Source organism: Pseudoalteromonas piscicida, assembly GCF_002208135.1.
GTDB classification, from domain to species: Bacteria; Pseudomonadota; Gammaproteobacteria; order Enterobacterales; family Alteromonadaceae; genus Pseudoalteromonas; species Pseudoalteromonas piscicida_A.
In genome coordinates this window covers 1,603,857-1,621,215 of the sequence record NZ_CP021646.1, presented here as the reverse complement: position 1 = coordinate 1,621,215, position 17,359 = coordinate 1,603,857, and the positions used below count along the sequence as shown (strand labels likewise).

The 17,359-nt window shown below is 45.4% G+C and carries 15 protein-coding genes; 3 read left to right on the top strand and 12 right to left on the bottom strand.

Annotated elements, in window-relative coordinates:
• Window positions 1–5 precede the first annotated feature (5 nt).
• Genes B1L02_RS07720 through B1L02_RS07710 form a run of 3 tightly spaced genes read right to left on the bottom strand, consistent with a single transcriptional unit; the run spans window position 6 to window position 3,455 of the window.
• On the bottom strand, window positions 6–1,502 hold the full coding sequence (locus B1L02_RS07720; protein ID WP_088530565.1) for an aldehyde dehydrogenase (NADP(+)): 1,497 nt from the start codon (window positions 1,500–1,502) through the stop codon (window positions 6–8).
• Window positions 1,503–1,534: 32 nt separating this feature from the next.
• Complete coding sequence (locus B1L02_RS07715; protein ID WP_088530564.1) at window positions 1,535–2,536, bottom strand: 4-hydroxyproline epimerase; 1,002 nt, start codon at window positions 2,534–2,536, stop codon at window positions 1,535–1,537.
• Window positions 2,537–2,540: 4 nt separating this feature from the next.
• Window positions 2,541–3,455: a dihydrodipicolinate synthase family protein gene (locus B1L02_RS07710; RefSeq protein ID WP_088530563.1), complete on the bottom strand. Its 915-nt coding sequence runs from the start codon at window positions 3,453–3,455 to the stop codon at window positions 2,541–2,543.
• A 229-nt stretch (window positions 3,456–3,684) separates the two neighbouring features.
• On the opposite strand from B1L02_RS07710, the gene B1L02_RS07705 reads away from it, so the two are divergent.
• From B1L02_RS07705 to B1L02_RS07695, 3 genes are all read left to right on the top strand, one after another.
• A complete protein-coding gene (locus tag B1L02_RS07705) occupies window positions 3,685–4,920 on the top strand; it encodes an NAD(P)/FAD-dependent oxidoreductase (protein ID WP_088530562.1) in 1,236 nt (411 codons plus the stop codon).
• 18 nt (window positions 4,921–4,938) lie between these two features.
• Window positions 4,939–6,150, top strand: a complete 1,212-nt coding sequence (locus B1L02_RS07700; protein WP_088530561.1) for a M24 family metallopeptidase — start codon at window positions 4,939–4,941, stop codon at window positions 6,148–6,150.
• Window positions 6,151–6,226: 76 nt separating this feature from the next.
• On the top strand, window positions 6,227–6,580 hold the full coding sequence (locus B1L02_RS07695; protein WP_411170918.1) for an antibiotic biosynthesis monooxygenase family protein: 354 nt from the start codon (window positions 6,227–6,229) through the stop codon (window positions 6,578–6,580).
• A gap of 1 nt (window position 6,581) precedes the next feature.
• Here the strand turns inward: B1L02_RS07695 and B1L02_RS07690 are convergent, their stop codons facing one another.
• From B1L02_RS07690 to sdhC, 9 genes are all read right to left on the bottom strand, one after another.
• Window positions 6,582–7,166, bottom strand: a complete 585-nt coding sequence (locus B1L02_RS07690) for a Crp/Fnr family transcriptional regulator (protein WP_088530559.1) — start codon at window positions 7,164–7,166, stop codon at window positions 6,582–6,584.
• 69 nt (window positions 7,167–7,235) lie between these two features.
• On the bottom strand, window positions 7,236–8,108 hold the full coding sequence (sucD, locus tag B1L02_RS07685; RefSeq protein ID WP_010371451.1) for a succinate--CoA ligase subunit alpha: 873 nt from the start codon (window positions 8,106–8,108) through the stop codon (window positions 7,236–7,238).
• A complete protein-coding gene (gene sucC / locus B1L02_RS07680; RefSeq protein ID WP_010371452.1) occupies window positions 8,108–9,274 on the bottom strand; it encodes an ADP-forming succinate--CoA ligase subunit beta in 1,167 nt (388 codons plus the stop codon). The genes sucD and sucC overlap by 1 nt, the downstream gene beginning before the upstream one ends.
• A gap of 173 nt (window positions 9,275–9,447) precedes the next feature.
• Complete coding sequence (gene odhB / locus B1L02_RS07675) at window positions 9,448–10,941, bottom strand: 2-oxoglutarate dehydrogenase complex dihydrolipoyllysine-residue succinyltransferase (RefSeq protein WP_088530558.1); 1,494 nt, start codon at window positions 10,939–10,941, stop codon at window positions 9,448–9,450.
• A gap of 10 nt (window positions 10,942–10,951) precedes the next feature.
• Complete coding sequence (gene sucA, locus B1L02_RS07670; RefSeq protein ID WP_088530557.1) at window positions 10,952–13,765, bottom strand: 2-oxoglutarate dehydrogenase E1 component; 2,814 nt, start codon at window positions 13,763–13,765, stop codon at window positions 10,952–10,954.
• Window positions 13,766–13,849: 84 nt separating this feature from the next.
• Window positions 13,850–14,569 carry a succinate dehydrogenase iron-sulfur subunit gene (locus B1L02_RS07665; RefSeq protein WP_088530556.1) on the bottom strand — a complete coding sequence of 240 codons (720 nt, stop codon included), beginning with the start codon at window positions 14,567–14,569 and terminating at the stop codon, window positions 13,850–13,852.
• A gap of 10 nt (window positions 14,570–14,579) precedes the next feature.
• Entirely contained in the window at window positions 14,580–16,352 is a 1,773-nt protein-coding gene (gene sdhA / locus B1L02_RS07660) for a succinate dehydrogenase flavoprotein subunit (protein WP_088530555.1), read from the bottom strand.
• Window positions 16,353–16,700, bottom strand: coding sequence for a succinate dehydrogenase, hydrophobic membrane anchor protein (sdhD, locus tag B1L02_RS07655; protein WP_088530554.1), 348 nt, complete (start codon window positions 16,698–16,700; stop codon window positions 16,353–16,355).
• The gene (gene sdhC / locus B1L02_RS07650; protein WP_125252744.1) at window positions 16,691–17,068 is read right to left on the bottom strand and encodes a succinate dehydrogenase, cytochrome b556 subunit; all 378 of its coding nucleotides are present in this window, start codon (window positions 17,066–17,068) and stop codon (window positions 16,691–16,693) included. The genes sdhD and sdhC overlap by 10 nt, the downstream gene beginning before the upstream one ends.
• Window positions 17,069–17,359: the final 291 nt, after the last annotated feature.

The following is a 17,359-nucleotide window of genomic DNA, read 5'->3' as shown; positions in this document are numbered from 1 at the left end:
TTTGCTTAACTTTGTATACAAATTGGTCTTACGAATCGTTTTAGCGCTTCTAACCCTACCGACGTTGAACGTACATCAGTTGATGACGGAAACGGCCCGCCATGGTTCATGGTGGCACACACTTCAACGCCCGTTGGCATTTGCCCGTAAATCAATCGACCTACGCGGTATTGTAACGCCTCTATGATGTTTTCGGCTTGATGTAAGTCAGAATCAGTGCCATGAATACTGGCGGTGAGCTGTCCATCTAAGTCTGCGATTAAAGCTTTAAGCTGCGCTATGTTGTCATAGCTCACCACTAGAGCACTTGGCCCAAATACTTCTTCTTTAAGCGTTGCATCGGTTGCAAAACTTTCACTATCCGTTAAGAACAAGTGGGCGCTTGCGTGAAACGGCTGTGCTTGTTCGCCAGAGCTCAATAAGGTTACCTGAGGGTGTGATTTTAGCGCCGCGATGCTGTTTTGATAAGCTTTTAAAATGCCCGGAGTCAATAAAGTATCTGAAGGCGCTGCGCTAATATTTTGCTTAGCTGTCTCGATAAATGTTTGTGAATGATTGCTTGGCACCAACCAAATACCGGGGCTAGTACAAAATTGACCATTGCCCATAAGTAAAGACTGGACAAATTGTGCACCAAGCTCTGCGCCTTGCGACTGTATTTTTTCAGGCAAGACGATTTGCGGGTTTACGCTACCAAGTTCACCGTAAAGCGGGATAGGTTCATGGCGCTTTGCGATGGTGTCCTGCAATGCTTTTGCGACGCCAAAGGAGCCCGTAAATCCAACCGCTTTGATAGGCTCAGCTTTAACCAGCCAATGCGCGACATCGTACGCATTCGCTTGCAACATTGAAAACACCCCGCTTGGCATATCACACTTGCTTATTGCTGCGGCAATGGCCTTGGTCATTAGCTCACACGTTGCCGGATGTGCTGGGTGACCTTTATACACCACGGGGCAACCAGCGGCTAACGCAGCTGCGGTATCGCCTCCAAGCGTTGAGAAAGCATAAGGGAAGTTTGATGCACCAAACACCGCAACAACGCCAATAGGAATATGCTTAAGCTGTGTTTTTGGCTTAGGCAACGGCGTGCGATTTGGGTCCGCTTGCTCTTCCTTAACAAGGCAAAGCTCAGCTAGGTTATCTCTCAGCGCAGCGGCAAATGCGTTTAACTGGTTTACCGTGCGGCCGCGCTCGCCCTCAAGCCTTGGTCTTGGCAGGTTAGTCTCTGCCATTGTGGTGGTGATTAGCTCATCACCGAAGGCGAGAATTTCTTGGGCTATCGTCTCTAAAAATTCTGCTCGAGCAGTCATCGAGGTTTTACGATAAGCCTTAAAAGCCAGCTCTGCTGCATCAACGGCTTCTTCTACTTGTGCTTCACTGGCGTTAAAAAATGCTTGCGTTAACGGTTCATTGGTTGCTGGGCAAAATGCGTAAAACGTAGTTGCCGTTTGTGCGGCTTGCCACGCACCGTTGATGTAGCTCTTTCCTGATAAATTCATTGTTAGCTCCTGTTTTCTTTCAGTCTTAATGGCTAGAGCACCTGAAAACCAAATGCATACGGATCTTCGTCATCTACAGTGATACAGTTACTCCCCGTTTGACGTGCCCAGCCTTGAATACTTGGCTGAATTGCGGCTTTTCCAGCGACTTCAGTTGTGCCTTCAACCTTACCGATAAATTGGCTGCCTATGATGCTCTCGTGAACAAACGTATCGCCATCTTTTAGCAGTCCTTTTGCAAACAACTGTGCCATTCGTGCACTTGTGCCGGTGCCACAAGGCGACCTATCAATCGCTTTATCGCCATAAAAAACGGCGTTGGCCGCATGACTATCTGGATGTTGTGGCTTGCCTGTCCACAACACATGGGAGGCGCCACACACAGTAGAGTCTTGAGGGTGAATTGGGTTTATTTGCTTGTTAACTGCCGCGCGCACTTTGGGGCTCCACGCCAGTAATTCCGCGGCGCAGCTTTGATCCACACCAGCAAATAGACTTTGAGGCTCAACAATAATGTAAAAGTTACCGCCATAGGCAATATCAACGATGAGCTCTCCTAGCCCATCCACATGAACAGGCACCGCTTGGTGCGCCAAAAATGCCGGCACATTGTAGAGCTTTACCCAAGTCACTTTACCAGCCTTCATCTCATAATAGGCATTCACGCGCCCCGCAGGGGTGTCAAGCTTGAGTACACACTGTTCCTTTGGAGTAATAAGGCCGCTTTCAAGGCCAAAAGTGACTGTCCCGATAGTGCCGTGCCCACACATAGGCAAGCACCCAGAAGTTTCAATAAATAGGATTGCCACATCCCCATCAGCAGTGGTCGGTGGATATAAAAAGGCACCCGACATCATGTCATGGCCTCTGGGCTCAAACATCAATGCGCGCCTTATCCAATCGTAGTCACGTAAAAAATGCTGGCGCTTTTCACTCATGCTCTCGCCCAAAAGCGTTGGATGACCGCTTGTGACCAAGCGCACGGGATTGCCACAGGTGTGGCCATCTATACAATAGTAGGTGCCTAAAATCATACGCTTAGTCCAAGTTATACTGGCTTAAGTCAATTCGATTTGCCATCGCTTCATCGTACAAACGACTCACATAAGCCTTTTGCTCTTGGGTGAGTGGCAATCTTGGAGAACGAGTCACTTCACTACCGCGTCCGGCCAAATGTTCTGCATATTTGATGCACTGCACCAGGGTCGGAATAGTATCTAAGCGTAGCAAAGGTAAAAACCAACGCCACAGCGCACGCGCTTCTTCATAGCGACCTTGTTCAGCAAGTTTGTAAATAGCCACTGACTCGCGTGGGAATACATTGGTCAATCCCGAGATCCAACCTGTCGCACCAAGCATTAGGCTTTCCAGTGCGATATCATCAACACCACCAAATACAACGTAGCGATCGCCAAATTCGCTAAACAGCTCGCTAATACGGCGGGTATCTTCCGTAGCCTCTTTTACTGAAACAATATTGGACTCTTCAGCTAAGATTTTCATGCCTTCAATAGACACATCGACACCGTAGGTCACCGGATTGTTGTAAATCATAATAGGTAATGATGTGCTTCGTGCTACCTGTTGGTAATGATGAATCGCTTCACGCTCGGTTGAGCGATAAACCATCCCCGGCAATACCATTAGTCCATCTATGCCGAGCACTTCTGCATCCTTGGCAAACTCGACAGCAAGCGCTGTTGTGGTTTCAGCCACACCACTAAGTAGTGGCACTCTATCACCTACCACTTCTTTTGCAGCTTTTAAAACTTGGCGTTTCTCGTCAGCCGTGAGTGAGCAGTTTTCACCGACGGTGCCTAATACTATGATGCCATGAACCCCTTCGTTAATCAGGTTATCTATCATCGCTTTGGTGGTATCAAAGTTGATGCTTTCGTCATCATGGAATTGAGTGGTTACTGCTGGATATACACCCTGCCAATTTACGTTCATGGTTCTCGCCTTTCATTAGGTTGTTTAGTTATTATGCTTGCCATCATAGGTATATTGTATACAATAATCAATATTCAAAAGAGAGATTTTTTTAGCCATCAACTCAAATGACTGGCCTAAATGTCTGTAATCTTATGATTTATAAGTGGTAATTTTTTTCTTTTTGGTATTTAAACGAGGCCTGATTGATGTCTATGTGGAAATACAATTTAGGATGGTGAGGTGAATTGTGGAAAGTAATAATAAAATTGCAGTGATCGGCGCAGGGATCATTGGGATCACCACCGCGCTGCAATTAGCTCGACGAGGCCACGCTGTTACCTTGTTCGATAAAAACCGGCCCGCGGAGGGATGCTCTAAGGGTAACGCTGGGCATTTTGCCACAGAACAGGTATTCCCCATGGCTGATGCAGCTTTACTAACAAAAGTGCCTGCCATGTTAGTCAATCCGGTGGGGCCTTTGCGAATAGAGACCACCTCTTTACTCAACAATATTCCTTGGTTTGTACGATTCTTAAAGCAAATGAAAAGTAGCTGTTTCCACAAAGGCACAATCGCACTTAGAAGTTTAAATGAACGCGCGCTACCCGCATATCAGCGTTTACTTGGTGATAAGTATCATACACTTATATCTAGCAACGGCAGTTTACTGGTTTTTGAAGGTGACGAAAGCTCTGCCCGTCAAAGCTATAACAAATACGCCGAACAAGACATATCAGTGCGCTTACTTACAGGTGAGCAAGCCCGAGAAATGGAGCCGAGCCTATCAAGTTCCATTACGTCGGCACTGTATTTTGATAAAGTCGCGCACAACACAGATCCCTACACCCTTTGTTTGACTTTATATGAGCAGTTTATTCAGTTAGGGGGCACATTCAGACAAGGCTCAATCGACCATATTACCCACACAGAGCATGGCTACACACTCAACTCGAATAACCACAAGATGACCTTTAACAAAGTCGTTGTGGCAACAGGTGCTGCAAGTAAAACGCTCTGTGCGTCTTTAGGTTACTCACTGCCCATGATTGCCGAGCGCGGTTATCACAACATGTTGGCAGTGAATAATACGCTTACACGACCTGTCGCATCAAGTGAACGAGGGTTTATCATGACGCCCATGTCACAAGGTTTGCGACTGGCAGGAACGGTAGAATTTGCAGCCCTTGATAGTAAGCCTAATTACAGCCGTGCTCGCGCATTGTTACATCACGCAAGTAAACTATTAAGTCAAGCTCTGCCACAACACGGTGAAGCGTTGTGGGTCGGTTGCCGGCCTTCACTCCCTGACTATTTACCTGTCATCGGACAAGCGCCAAATCATCATAACCTTTATTTTGCACTGGGTCATCAGCACTTAGGACTGACTCAAGCCGCAATTTCAAGTGAATGTATCGCAGATCTTATTGACAACAAGCCCAACGACATCGATCTTACTCCCTTTAGTATTGCTCGATTTAACTAGCTAAGGATCACCAACAAAATGAAAGGTATTGCATATCAAAGCGCGCAGCAAGCGCTGGACAACTTAGAAGATATGACCAAAGGCGTAGCGCCAATTGGCGAAAGCGAGTATTTAGCAAGAATAGAGAAAGCACAACAATATATGCAGCAAAACAATATTGATGCACTCTATTTAAATGCTGGTACAAATTTGAAATACTTTACCGGTTTGCAATGGTACGCCAGTGAGCGGTTGGTCGGTGCTATTTTACCCGCCAATGGACAAGTTCAGTTTATCGTCCCATTTTTTGAGATTGGCTCTATTAAGGATTATTGGCTGATTGAAGGTCCTATTCATGCTTGGCAAGAAGAAGCATCTCCTTACGAGCTCGTCGCAAACGTACTTAACACACTCAATATTGATAGCACAGGCACACTCGCCATTGACGAAAGCACTGCGTTTTTTGTTGCTGATGGGATCAGACTCGCGGCACCTGAGCTTTCGCTTATCAATGCAAAGGCAGTAACCGCGCATTGTAGAATGCATAAATCGGAAAATGAAATTGCCCTTATTCAACGTGCAATGGACATGACACTTGCCGTACATAAAGCAACGGCATCTATGCTGTATGAAGGGATCACGACAACCGAAGTTGAAGCCTTTATTAATGAAGCGCACAAAAAAGTGGGGGCGCCGGGCAATTATTTTTGTATTGTGCTATTTGGTGTGGCGTCGTCATTCCCACATGGTGTAAAAAACCCACAAACGCTGAAAAAAGGCGATGTGGTTCTCGTCGACACAGGTTGTAAGTTACACGGCTATCTTAGTGATATCACCCGTACTTATGTTTTTGGCGAACCCAGTGAAAAGCAAAAGTCCGTTTGGCAAATCGAGAAGCAAGCGCAAATCGCAGCATTTAATGCAGCCAAAATTGGTGCGCCCTGTGGCGCTGTTGATAAGGCCGCGAGAGAGTATATTGCCAGCAATGGACTCGGCCCTGATTATCAACTACCAGGCTGTCCGCATCGCACTGGACATGGCATCGGCTTAGATATCCACGAATGGCCTTATTTAGTCAAAGATAACCCAGAACCGCTTGCCGCTGGAATGTGTTTTTCAAATGAACCTATGCTGGTTATTCCTTATGAATTTGGCATTCGCTTGGAAGACCATTTCTATATGACCGACGATGGTCCACGTTGGTTTACTGAACCTGCACATAGCATAGACAATCCTTTTGGGGCTGAATAACCTTAGCGATAGCTACATGATGAGATGCTCTGATAAGCAACTCATCATTTATCCTAATTGATTTAAGCAGGGGTTAATTGGTATAAACTTAACACCTGCAATTTACTGCATCACAACTTATGATAGCAACTACTCCACCACCCCCTATTACGCCGTAATTTTTACCAATATTAAAAATGAAGACGATGAAGGCTATGCTCAAACCGCTTCGAGAATGGTCGAGCTTGCACAGCTCCAACCTGGATTTTTAGGGCTCGAATCGGCGCGTGAAGAGGTTGGGATCACCGTTTCTTATTGGCGCGACCTAGAATCAATCAAAGCATGGAAAGCCAATGCTGAGCATATTGAGGCGCAAAAGAACGGCAATAAAAAATGGTATCAAAGTTATACAACTCGTATTGCCAAGGTAGAGCGTGAATATAGTCTTTGAACTAGCGCATAGTTATAGTCGCTTGTGCTTTATTTACTCGCGACTTTAATCGCGATAGTCCTTGAGGTGTTACCCCCAAATAGTTCGCAAGATCATAATTTGCTAAACCATTAACCCAATGCGGACGTTTGTCACGCAAGAAGCAATACCTTTGCGCAAGCGTATTTAGTAGTAGAAAAGCTTCTTTTGCTTCTTTAAATAGCAACTGTTGTTCCAATAATTTTAATTTAAGTGTTCGAAGATGATCTTGTTCTAGTAAGGCTAATGGGACGAGTACTATCTCTACATCATCCAGCGCAGAGATTTGATAGAAACTAGGAGATTTTTGGATCCATTCAGCGAATAAAATACAAAGCTCGCCAGCAAAATAGAACTCCTTATGTCTCAGCTCTCCTGCATCATTTACCACAGATGAGACGAGCTTGCCCGAGTTGATAAAGAAACCATAACGTTGCACTTGCCCTTGTTGCAATACTATTTCATTGCGTCCGTAGCGTTTAGTGCCGAACGCTGGGTTTTGCTGAATAAGCATCAATAATTCATTTTTTGTGGTTTCACAAAGCTGACCAAGTGTGTGAAAAGGCATAATCCCCTCGCTGAGTTGAGCAGATCAAAAAAGGCTCCTTGAGGAGCCTTTTTAACGTGTGGTATTAACTTACCAACCCGCTTTCTCTTTTAGTGCAGAACCGATTTCTGCAAGAGAGCGAACGGTTTTAACACCCGCAGCTTCAAGTGCTGCAAATTTCTCGTCAGCTGTACCTTTACCGCCTGCGATAATTGCACCAGCGTGACCCATACGCTTACCTGGAGGAGCTGTAACACCTGCGATGTAAGAAACGACAGGCTTAGTTACGTTGTGCTTGATGTACTCAGCCGCTTCTTCTTCAGCTGTACCGCCGATCTCACCGATCATTACGATAGCTTCAGTTTGCGGATCGTTTTGGAACATCTCTAGTACGTCGATGAAGTTAGTGCCTGGGATTGGGTCACCACCGATACCAACACAAGTAGATTGACCGAAGCCAGCGTCAGTTGTTTGCTTAACTGCTTCGTAAGTCAAAGTACCAGAACGTGACACGATACCTACTTTACCAGGCAAGTGGATGTGACCTGGCATGATACCGATCTTAGTTTCACCTGGAGTGATAACACCTGGGCAGTTAGGACCAATCATGCGAACGCCAGTTTCTTCTAACTTCACTTTAACATCAACCATATCTAGTGTAGGGATGCCTTCAGTGATACATACGATTAGTTCGATACCTGCGCTGATAGCTTCAAGGATAGCATCTTTACAGAACGCAGCAGGTACGTAGATAACAGATGCAGTTGCACCAGTTGACTCTACCGCTTCACGTACTGTGTTAAATACAGGTAGACCTAGGTGAGTTGTGCCGCCTTTACCAGGAGAAACACCACCAACCATTTGCGTACCGTACTGGATAGCTTGCTCAGAGTGGAAAGTACCCTGACCACCAGTGAAACCTTGACAGATTACTTTAGTATCTTTGTTAATTAGTACAGACATTATTTGCCCTCCGCAGCAGCAACTACTTTCTCAGCAGCGTCAGTTAGTGACTCAGCTGCAATGATGTCAAGGCCAGAGTTAGCTAGTACTTCACGACCAGCTTCAGCGTTAGTACCTTCAAGGCGTACAACTACAGGTACGTTTACGCCAACTTCTTTAACCGCACCGATAATACCTTCAGCGATCATGTCACAACGTACGATACCACCGAAGATGTTAACTAATACTGCTTTAACATTGTCGTCAGAAAGGATGATCTTGAATGCTTCAGATACACGCTCTTTAGTTGCGCCGCCACCAACGTCTAGGAAGTTAGCTGGCTTGCCACCGTGTAGGTTTACGATGTCCATAGTACCCATCGCAAGGCCTGCACCGTTAACCATACAACCAACGTTACCGTCTAGTGCTACATAGTTAAGTTCAAAGCTTGCTGCGTGTGCTTCACGAGCGTCTTCTTGTGAAGGATCGTGGAATTCACGGATCTTAGGCTGGCGGAACAATGCGTTGCCGTCTACACCGATTTTGCCGTCTAGGCAGTGCAGGTTACCAGCATCTGTGATCACTAGAGGGTTGATTTCTAGTAGAGCAAAGTCGTGATTGATAAACATTTGCGCTAGACCCATGAAGATCTTAGTGAATTGCTTAACTTGAGTTGGGTTCAAACCTAGTTTGAACGCTAGCTCACGACCTTGGTAAGCTTGAGGACCTACTAGTGGGTCGATCTCAGCTTTATGAATTAGTTCAGGCGTTTCTTCTGCAACTTGTTCAATTTCTACACCACCTTCAGTTGATGCCATGAACACGATTTTACGTGAACCACGGTCAACAACAGCACCTAGGTATAGTTCATTTGCAATATCAGTGCAGCTTTCTACTAAGATTTTAGCAACAGGCTGACCTTTCTCGTCTGTTTGGTAAGTAACTAGGTTTTTACCTAACCAGTTTTCAGCGAATGCGCGGATTTCGTCTTTGCTGTCTGCAAGTTTAACACCGCCAGCTTTACCACGGCCGCCTGCGTGTACTTGACACTTAACAACCCACTTGTCTCCACCGATTTTACCAGCAGCTTCAACTGCTTCTTGAGGTGTATCACAAGCAAAGCCTTCTGATACAGGTAAACCATATTCGGCAAAAAGTTGTTTTGCCTGATACTCATGCAAATTCATGATGCTTTATCCAATTTTTTATACTAAAAAAGCTGAATATTTATGCAAATAGTCAGCTATCCCAAATTGCGCACATAGTATAGATCCCAAGGCTTCTTATGAAAACCCCACTTAGACCAAAGGCGCAAAAAAAAAGCTGTATGCGAGCATACAGCTTATTCTTTAAACAAATATTATACGTCTAGAAGTAGACGTGTTGGATCTTCAAGCAACTCTTTAATTGTTACTAGGAACCCAACTGACTCCTTCCCATCGATTTGACGGTGGTCATAAGATAGCGCTAAGTACATCATAGGTAAGATTTCAACTTTACCGTTTACTGCCATAGGACGCTCTTGGATTTTGTGCATACCCAAGATTGAAGACTGTGGTAAGTTGATAATAGGCGTAGAAAGTAGCGAACCGAATACACCACCATTGGTGATAGTGAAGTTACCGCCAGTCATATCATCGACAGTTAGTTTACCATCACGACCTTTGATAGCCAGTTCACGAATATTCTTCTCGATTTCAGCAACAGAAAGCTTATCACAATCACGTAGTACCGGAGTTACTAGACCACGAGGTGTAGACACCGCGATGCTGATGTCGAAGTAGTTGTGATAAACGATATCGTCACCATCAATTGACGCGTTTACTTCAGGGAAACGCTTAAGTGCCTCAGTTACCGCTTTCACGTAGAAAGACATGAAACCTAAACGAATACCGTGACGCTTCTCAAATACCTCTTGGTATTGCTTACGAAGGTCCATGATTGGCTTCATGTTTACTTCGTTGAACGTCGTCAGCATTGCTGTTGAGTTCTTCGCTTCTAATAGGCGGTTAGCGATTGTTTTACGTAGACGAGTCATAGGTACACGCTTTTGTGTACGCTCACCTACTGGTGCAGCTGGTGCAGACGCAGCAGGCTTAGACTCTGATTTTGCAGGTGCTTTAAGGAAAGCGTCAACGTCTTCTTTAGTAATGCGACCGCCTTTACCTGAGCCTTTGATCTTAGACGCATCAAGGCCTTTTTCCGCGATAAGACGACGAACAGATGGTGTTAGTACATCTGAGTTCTCGTCAGAAGCAGCAGCTGGTGCTTCTTCTTTCTTTGCGCTTGATGATGCAGCTGGTGCGCCACCGGCAACGATTTTACCGATAACTTGATCACCAAGTACTGTCTCACCTTCAGCGTGGATATGCTCACCCATCACACCATCTTCAGGTGCAACAACTTCAAGAACCACTTTATCTGTTTCAATATCAACTAGGTTCTGGTCGCGGCTAACCGCTTCACCTGGTTGAACGTGCCAAGTTGCGATAGTAGCGTCTGCTACTGACTCAGGAAGTACAGGTACTTTAATGTCCACTTCTTTACCTTCTGCTGCTGGCGCCGATTCTGACGCTGCTGGTTGTTCATTTGATTGAGCAGGCGCTGCTGCTTCATCAGCAGCACCTAGTTGTGCAATAACTTGTTCGCCAAGAACCGTCGCGCCTTCTTCTTCAGAAATTGCAACGATAACACCATCTTCTGGCGCTACCACTTCTAAAACGACCTTATCAGTTTCGATGTCAACTAAGTTTTGATCACGAGTCACTTTATCGCCAACGCTTACATGCCATGTAGCAACCGTTGCATCGGCAACAGACTCAGGAAGAACAGGAACCTTAATTTCGGTTGTCATCTCTTATTCCTTATTTCTTAATTGTTAAAGCGTCAGCAATTAACGCGTTTTGTTCTTTAGTATGTGTAGACATGTATCCACATGCTGGTGCAGCTGAAGCCTTACGGCCTGCATACGTCAGGTTTGCGCCAGCTGGAATAGCTTCCCAGAAATGATGCTGTGAACAGTACCAAGCACCTTGGTTTTGTGGTTCTTCTTGACACCAAACAAAATCTTTTACGTGCTGATAGCGAGCCATGATCTCATCCATCTCTTTGTGAGGGAATGGGTATAGCTGTTCAACACGAACGATAGCAACGTTGTTAAGCTCTTGCTTACGACGCTCTTGCAGTAGTTCGTAATAAACCTTACCGCTACAGAACACTACACGCTCAACGTTTTCAGGATTGATATCATCAATCTCGTCGATCATGTTGTTGAACACGCCTTCAGATAGCTCTTCTAGACTAGAAACAGCTAATGGATGACGTAGTAGCGACTTAGGTGTCATTACAATCAATGGACGACGCAGTGGACGAACAGATTGACGACGCAGCATTGCGTATACTTGCGCTGGTGTTGACGGCACACATACTTGCATATTGTGGTCAGCGCAGAGCTGTAAATAACGCTCTAAACGCGAAGAGCTATGCTCTGGACCTTGACCTTCATAGCCATGAGGAAGTAAGAGTGTTAAACCACATAAACGACCCCACTTCTGCTCACCTGAGCTAAGGAATTGGTCGAATACTACTTGAGCACCGTTGGCGAAGTCACCAAACTGTGCTTCCCACAGAACTAATGACGTTGGCTCTGCCGTTGCGTAGCCATATTCGAACGCCAGTACCGCTTCTTCCGATAGTACTGAATCGTACACTTCAAACAGACCTTGACCTTCACGAATGTTTTGTAGCGGAAGGTAAGTAGACGCGTCTTTTTGGTTATGTACTACGGCATGACGGTGGAAGAATGTACCACGACCAGAATCCTGACCAGTAAGACGTACATCTGTTCCTTCGTCGACCAAGGTCGCGTAAGCCAATGTCTCAGCCATACCCCAATCAAGCATTTTCTCGCCTTGCGCCATTAATTTACGATCGTCGTAAATCTTTTTAACGCGTGATTGTGCTTTGTGGCTCTCAGGGTAGTTAGCAATCTTTTCACCAAGCGCTTTGAGTTTATCTAATGCAACTTTTGGCTCATAAGGCGTGTCCCAATCGTGACCAACATACTTAGACCAATCAGAAGAGTGCTTGGTTTCTTTTTGAATTTCTTCTACTACACAAACGCCTTTATCAAGGCCATTTCGGTAATCGTCAGCAATTTGTTTCGCATCTTCTTCAGAAATTACACCTTCGCGTACAAGTTGGTCAGCATATAACTGGCGAGGTACAGGGTGCTTTTTGATCTTCTGATACATCAACGGCTGCGTTGCATTTGGCTCATCTGCTTCGTTGTGGCCGTGACGACGGTAACATACTAAGTCAATCACCACATCACGCTTAAACTTGTTACGGAAATCAAGTGCAACTTGTGTAACAAATGCAACAGCTTCAGGATCATCCGCGTTCACGTGGAAGATTGGTGCCTGAACCATTTTAGCGATATCAGTACAGTATTCAGTCGAACGTGTATCTTCTCGTTTTGACGTAGTGAAACCAACTTGGTTATTCACTACGATACGAATAGAACCGCCAACGCCGTATGCACGTGTTTGCGATAAGTTAAACGTTTCTTGTACGACACCTTGACCTGCGATTGCAGAGTCGCCGTGTATTGTGATGGGCAATGCTTTAGAACCACTTTGGCAATTCAAGCGGTCAAGACGAGCCCGTACCGATCCCATTACTACCGGGTTTACGATTTCAAGGTGAGATGGGTTAAATGCCAATGCCATGTGAACATTGCCGCCCTTCGTACCGAAGTCAGAAGAGAAACCCATGTGGTATTTAACATCACCAGAACCTGCGTGCTCGCCGTACTTACCAGCAAACTCATCAAATAGCTCTTGTGGGTTTTTACCCAGTACATTCACTAGTACGTTCAGACGACCACGGTGGGCCATACCAATTACTGCTTCTTGCTGACCGCTTTCACCGGCACGGTGGATAAGCTCTTTCAGCATAGGCACAAGCGAATCACCGCCTTCTAGAGAGAAACGCTTAGCACCCGGGAATTTTGCACCCAAATACTTTTCTAAGCCGTCTGCAGCAGTTAGACCTTTGTAGATTCTTAGTTTGGTTTCTTTGTCGAATTGTGGCTTCGAGAAGGACGATTCCAAACGCTGTTGTAACCAACGTTTTTCTTCGGTAGACGTGATGTGCATGTACTCAGCACCGATAGAGCCACAGTATGTCGCTTTAAGCGCAGCGTACAAGTCTTTGAGTTTCATTGTCTCTTTGCCACAAGCAAAAGAGCCAACATTAAATTCTTTATCTAAGTCTGCATCGGTTAAATCATGAAAAGCAGGGTCAAGATCGCGAACACGTTCTCTATCCCATATCCCTAAAGGATCTAGGTTAGCGTTCTGATGACCTCTGAAACGGAATGCATTAATTAACTGCAGAACTTTAACTTGCTTGGCATCAGCAGAACCCTCTGCAGAAACCACGACTTCTCTGTGTTTGTTTTTAGCAAGCTCCGCGAATTGCGCTCTTACTTCTGAATGTTTAGTGTCAACATCCACACCATCAACTTTAGGTAGTTGATCAAACACCTCTCGCCACTCTTCTGGCACTGAAGCTGCATCATCTAGATACGCCTCATATAGATCTTCTACGTACGCAACGTTACCGCCGTACAAATGCGAAGATTCTAGCCATGCCTTCATCACACCTTCGTGCATCTATTAGCCCTTTTATCTAGCGCAGAAACTCAAACGAAAACAAGATGGCAAGCTTTTGCTTGCCATCTTAGCTAGTAGTATGTGTTATACCGAACGGTTTAACAACATTGATTTAATTTGTCCAATTGCCTTAGTTGGATTAAGGCCTTTTGGACATACGCTAACACAGTTCATAATACTGTGACAGCGGAATACGCTGAACGCGTCATCAAGACCAGCAAGACGTTCTTCTGTCGCTGTATCACGGCTATCTGCCAAGAAACGATAAGCGTGTAGAAGACCCGCAGGACCGATGAACTTATCTGGGTTCCACCAGAAAGAAGGACAAGACGTTGAACAACATGCACAAAGAATACATTCGTACAGACCATCTAGCTTTTCACGTTCTTCAATAGATTGAAGACGCTCTTCACCACCGGTTGGCTTGTCGTTGATCAAGAATGGCTTAACCTTCTCGTATTGCGTATAGAACTGGCTCATATCGATTACTAAGTCACGGATCACCGGAAGACCTGGTAATGGACGAATGACGATCTTGCCTTTGCCACCTTTCTGCAGTGCAGAAATCGGGGTAATACATGCAAGGCCGTTTTTACCATTCATATTAATACCGTCAGAACCACATACCCCTTCACGGCATGAACGACGGAAAGATAAAGATGGATCTTGCTCTTTCAACTGCATAAGAGCATCTAACACCATCATGTCACGACCTTCCTCTACTTCTAGAGAGTAGTCTTGCATGCGTGGTGCTGCATCTTCATCAGGATTATAACGATAAACAGATAATTCTAAAGTTGCCATCGCTTAGCTCCTAGTATGTACGTGCTTTCGGTGGGAATGCTTCACGAGTCTTGGGCGCGTAGTTTACTTCACGCTTACTCATAGACTCAGACTCTGGGTTGTAAATCGAATGACACAACCAGTTTTCATCATCACGCTCTGGGTAATCGAAACGAGAGTGTGCACCACGACTTTCTGTACGGAAGTTCGCAGCAACCGCTGTCGAGTACGCTGTTTCCATCAAGTTATCTAACTCTAGACACTCAATACGTTGCGTGTTGAATTCAGCAGACTTATCGTCAAGACGTGCGTACTGTAGACGCTCACGAATCTCTTTAAGTTCTTTAAGACCTTCAGCCATTGCATCGCCTTCACGGAATACCGAGAAGTTAAGCTGCATACAACGTTGCAGATCTTTCTTAATTTGTACAGGATCTTCACCCTGACCTTTCGCAGACGTTTCCCAACGATTAGTACGCGCAAGTGCTGCATCTACGTTATCGTTGCTCGCTTCTTTAGCGATTTCAGCGTCTTTCAGGTAAGTACCAAGGAAGTTACCCGCCGCACGACCGAATACGACAAGGTCAAGGAGTGAGTTACCGCCTAAACGGTTTGCACCATGGACAGATACACAGGCAATCTCACCAACTGCAAATAGACCTTCTACGATCTTTTCATTGCCTTGACCGTCTACGTTCAGTACTTGACCGTTTACGTTGGTTGGTACGCCACCCATCATGTAGTGACAAGTTGGGATTACTGGAATTGGCTCTTCCGCTGGATCCACGTGTGCGAACGTCTTCGCAAGGTCACATACGCCAGGTAGACGAAGGTTAAGTGTCTCAGCACCTAAGTGGTCAAGCTTCAGCTTGATATGTGGACCCCAAGGACCTTCACAACCACGACCTTCACGAATTTCTGTCATCATTGAACGTGCTACAACGTCACGTGACGCAAGGTCTTTCGCGTTTGGCGCATAACGTTCCATGAAGCGCTCGCCATCTTTATTTAGAAGGTAACCACCTTCACCACGACAACCTTCTGTTACTAGTACACCCGCACCTGCGATACCTGTCGGGTGGAACTGCCACATTTCCATGTCTTGCATTGAAATGCCAGCACGAACCGCCATACCAACGCCGTCACCTGTGTTGATGTGCGCATTCGTTGTTGATGCGAAAATACGACCCGCACCACCAGTTGCAAGAACAACTGCTTTTGATTTGAAATAGGTGATTTCACCTGACTCGATGTCGATTGCGGTGACACCCACTACATCGCCATTGTCATTTTTTACTAGGTCTAGTGCATACCACTCAGAGAAAACGTTTGTTTTGTTTTTAACGTTTTGCTGGTATAGGCAGTGTAGCAACGCGTGACCAGTACGGTCCGCTGCGGCTGCTGTACGTGCAGCTTGCTCGCCACCAAAGTTTTTCGACTGACCACCGAAAGGACGCTGATATACGCGACCATTCTCAAAACGAGAGAAAGGTAGACCCATGTTCTCAAGTTCAGTGATAGCTTCTGGACCTGTTTTACACATGTACTCGATAGCGTCTTGGTCACCGATGTAATCAGAACCTTTAACCGTATCGTACATGTGCCATTCCCAGTTGTCCTCGTGAGAGTTACCTAGCGCAACGGTGATACCACCCTGTGCTGATACTGTATGAGAACGAGTTGGGAAAACTTTTGAAATAAGAGCACAAGTTTTGCCTGATTCCGAGATAGCAAGTGCCGCGCGCATACCCGCACCGCCTGCACCGACTACAACTGCGTCAAATTCACGTACGTTATATTTCACTTAAACACCCCACAGAACAAACAGACCAATAGCTACGTAAGCTAAAGCCATAAGGTTTAATACAAAGCCAAGAATAGTGCGAGTTGTTGAGTTCTTAACGTAGTCAGTTAGAACCTGCCACAAACCGATGCGTGTATGTACCATGATACATACTAGTGTGATCATCGTTGCTGCTTTCACAGCTAAATTTGCGAACAACCCTGACCAAGCTTCATAAGTTAGTTCAGGAGTTATTAGAAGATAGCCTACGATGAATACCGCGTAAGCTAGGATAATTAACGCAGTTGTACGTAGTGACACGTAGTCTTGTACGCCATCACGCTTTAGAGTCGCTTGATTTAAGACCATATCCATACTCCAGCCAAAATTGCTACGATAACCCAAAGTGCTAGTGCAATCTTCGCGCTATTGTTGCCTGATTCTAATTCTTCCCAATGTCCCATATCCTGGATCATGTGACGGATACCACCGATGATGTGGTAAGACAATACAGTTAGGGTGCCCCACGCGATGAATTTCGCGATAAAGCCAGACATCAGTTCTTTTACAAACTCGAAGCCTTCAGGAGAAGAAAGGGATTCAGACCAAGCCCAAATCACAAAGGTCAAAGCGAAGAAGAAAGCAACACCGGTGACACGGTGAAGAATCGACGCTTTAGCCGTTGGCGGCATAGATATAGTCGTAAGATCTAGATTTACAGGTCTTTGCTTTTTCACAGTTACTTGCCCATCTTTGCCCACAAAGGAGCTCATCTACTTGTTTTTATGAAACCCACCTACATATTGCAAATGTAGGTGGCACACTCTAGATAAACCAATTAGGACACCAAAAAGTTCACTCGAGTGTAAAAATTGATGTAAAAATAGGTTTACCCACAGACGATACGGTATAAAACCGTTGACAGTATATAAGGCTATGCGCCCTTTTACAATTCTTGTTTAGATAGAGACGCTTGCGAATTAGCGAATGGTCTAATATTTAATCGTCGTAGAATATTTATTATACAT

Coding starts and splice junctions, on each gene's coding strand:
- sucC (WP_010371452.1), bottom strand. CDS start 9,274: ATGAATTTGCATGAGTATCAGGCAAAACAACTTTTTGCCGAATATGGT.
- sucA (WP_088530557.1), bottom strand. CDS start 13,765: ATGCACGAAGGTGTGATGAAGGCATGGCTAGAATCTTCGCATTTGTAC.
- sdhD (WP_088530554.1), bottom strand. CDS start 16,700: ATGGTCTTAAATCAAGCGACTCTAAAGCGTGATGGCGTACAAGACTAC.
- sucD (WP_010371451.1), bottom strand. CDS start 8,108: ATGTCTGTACTAATTAACAAAGATACTAAAGTAATCTGTCAAGGTTTC.
- B1L02_RS07690 (WP_088530559.1), bottom strand. CDS start 7,166: ATGCCTTTTCACACACTTGGTCAGCTTTGTGAAACCACAAAAAATGAA.
- odhB (WP_088530558.1), bottom strand. CDS start 10,941: ATGACAACCGAAATTAAGGTTCCTGTTCTTCCTGAGTCTGTTGCCGAT.
- B1L02_RS07720 (WP_088530565.1), bottom strand. CDS start 1,502: ATGAATTTATCAGGAAAGAGCTACATCAACGGTGCGTGGCAAGCCGCA.
- B1L02_RS07710 (WP_088530563.1), bottom strand. CDS start 3,455: ATGAACGTAAATTGGCAGGGTGTATATCCAGCAGTAACCACTCAATTC.
- B1L02_RS07700 (WP_088530561.1), top strand. CDS start 4,939: ATGAAAGGTATTGCATATCAAAGCGCGCAGCAAGCGCTGGACAACTTA.
- B1L02_RS07715 (WP_088530564.1), bottom strand. CDS start 2,536: ATGATTTTAGGCACCTACTATTGTATAGATGGCCACACCTGTGGCAAT.
- B1L02_RS07665 (WP_088530556.1), bottom strand. CDS start 14,569: ATGGCAACTTTAGAATTATCTGTTTATCGTTATAATCCTGATGAAGAT.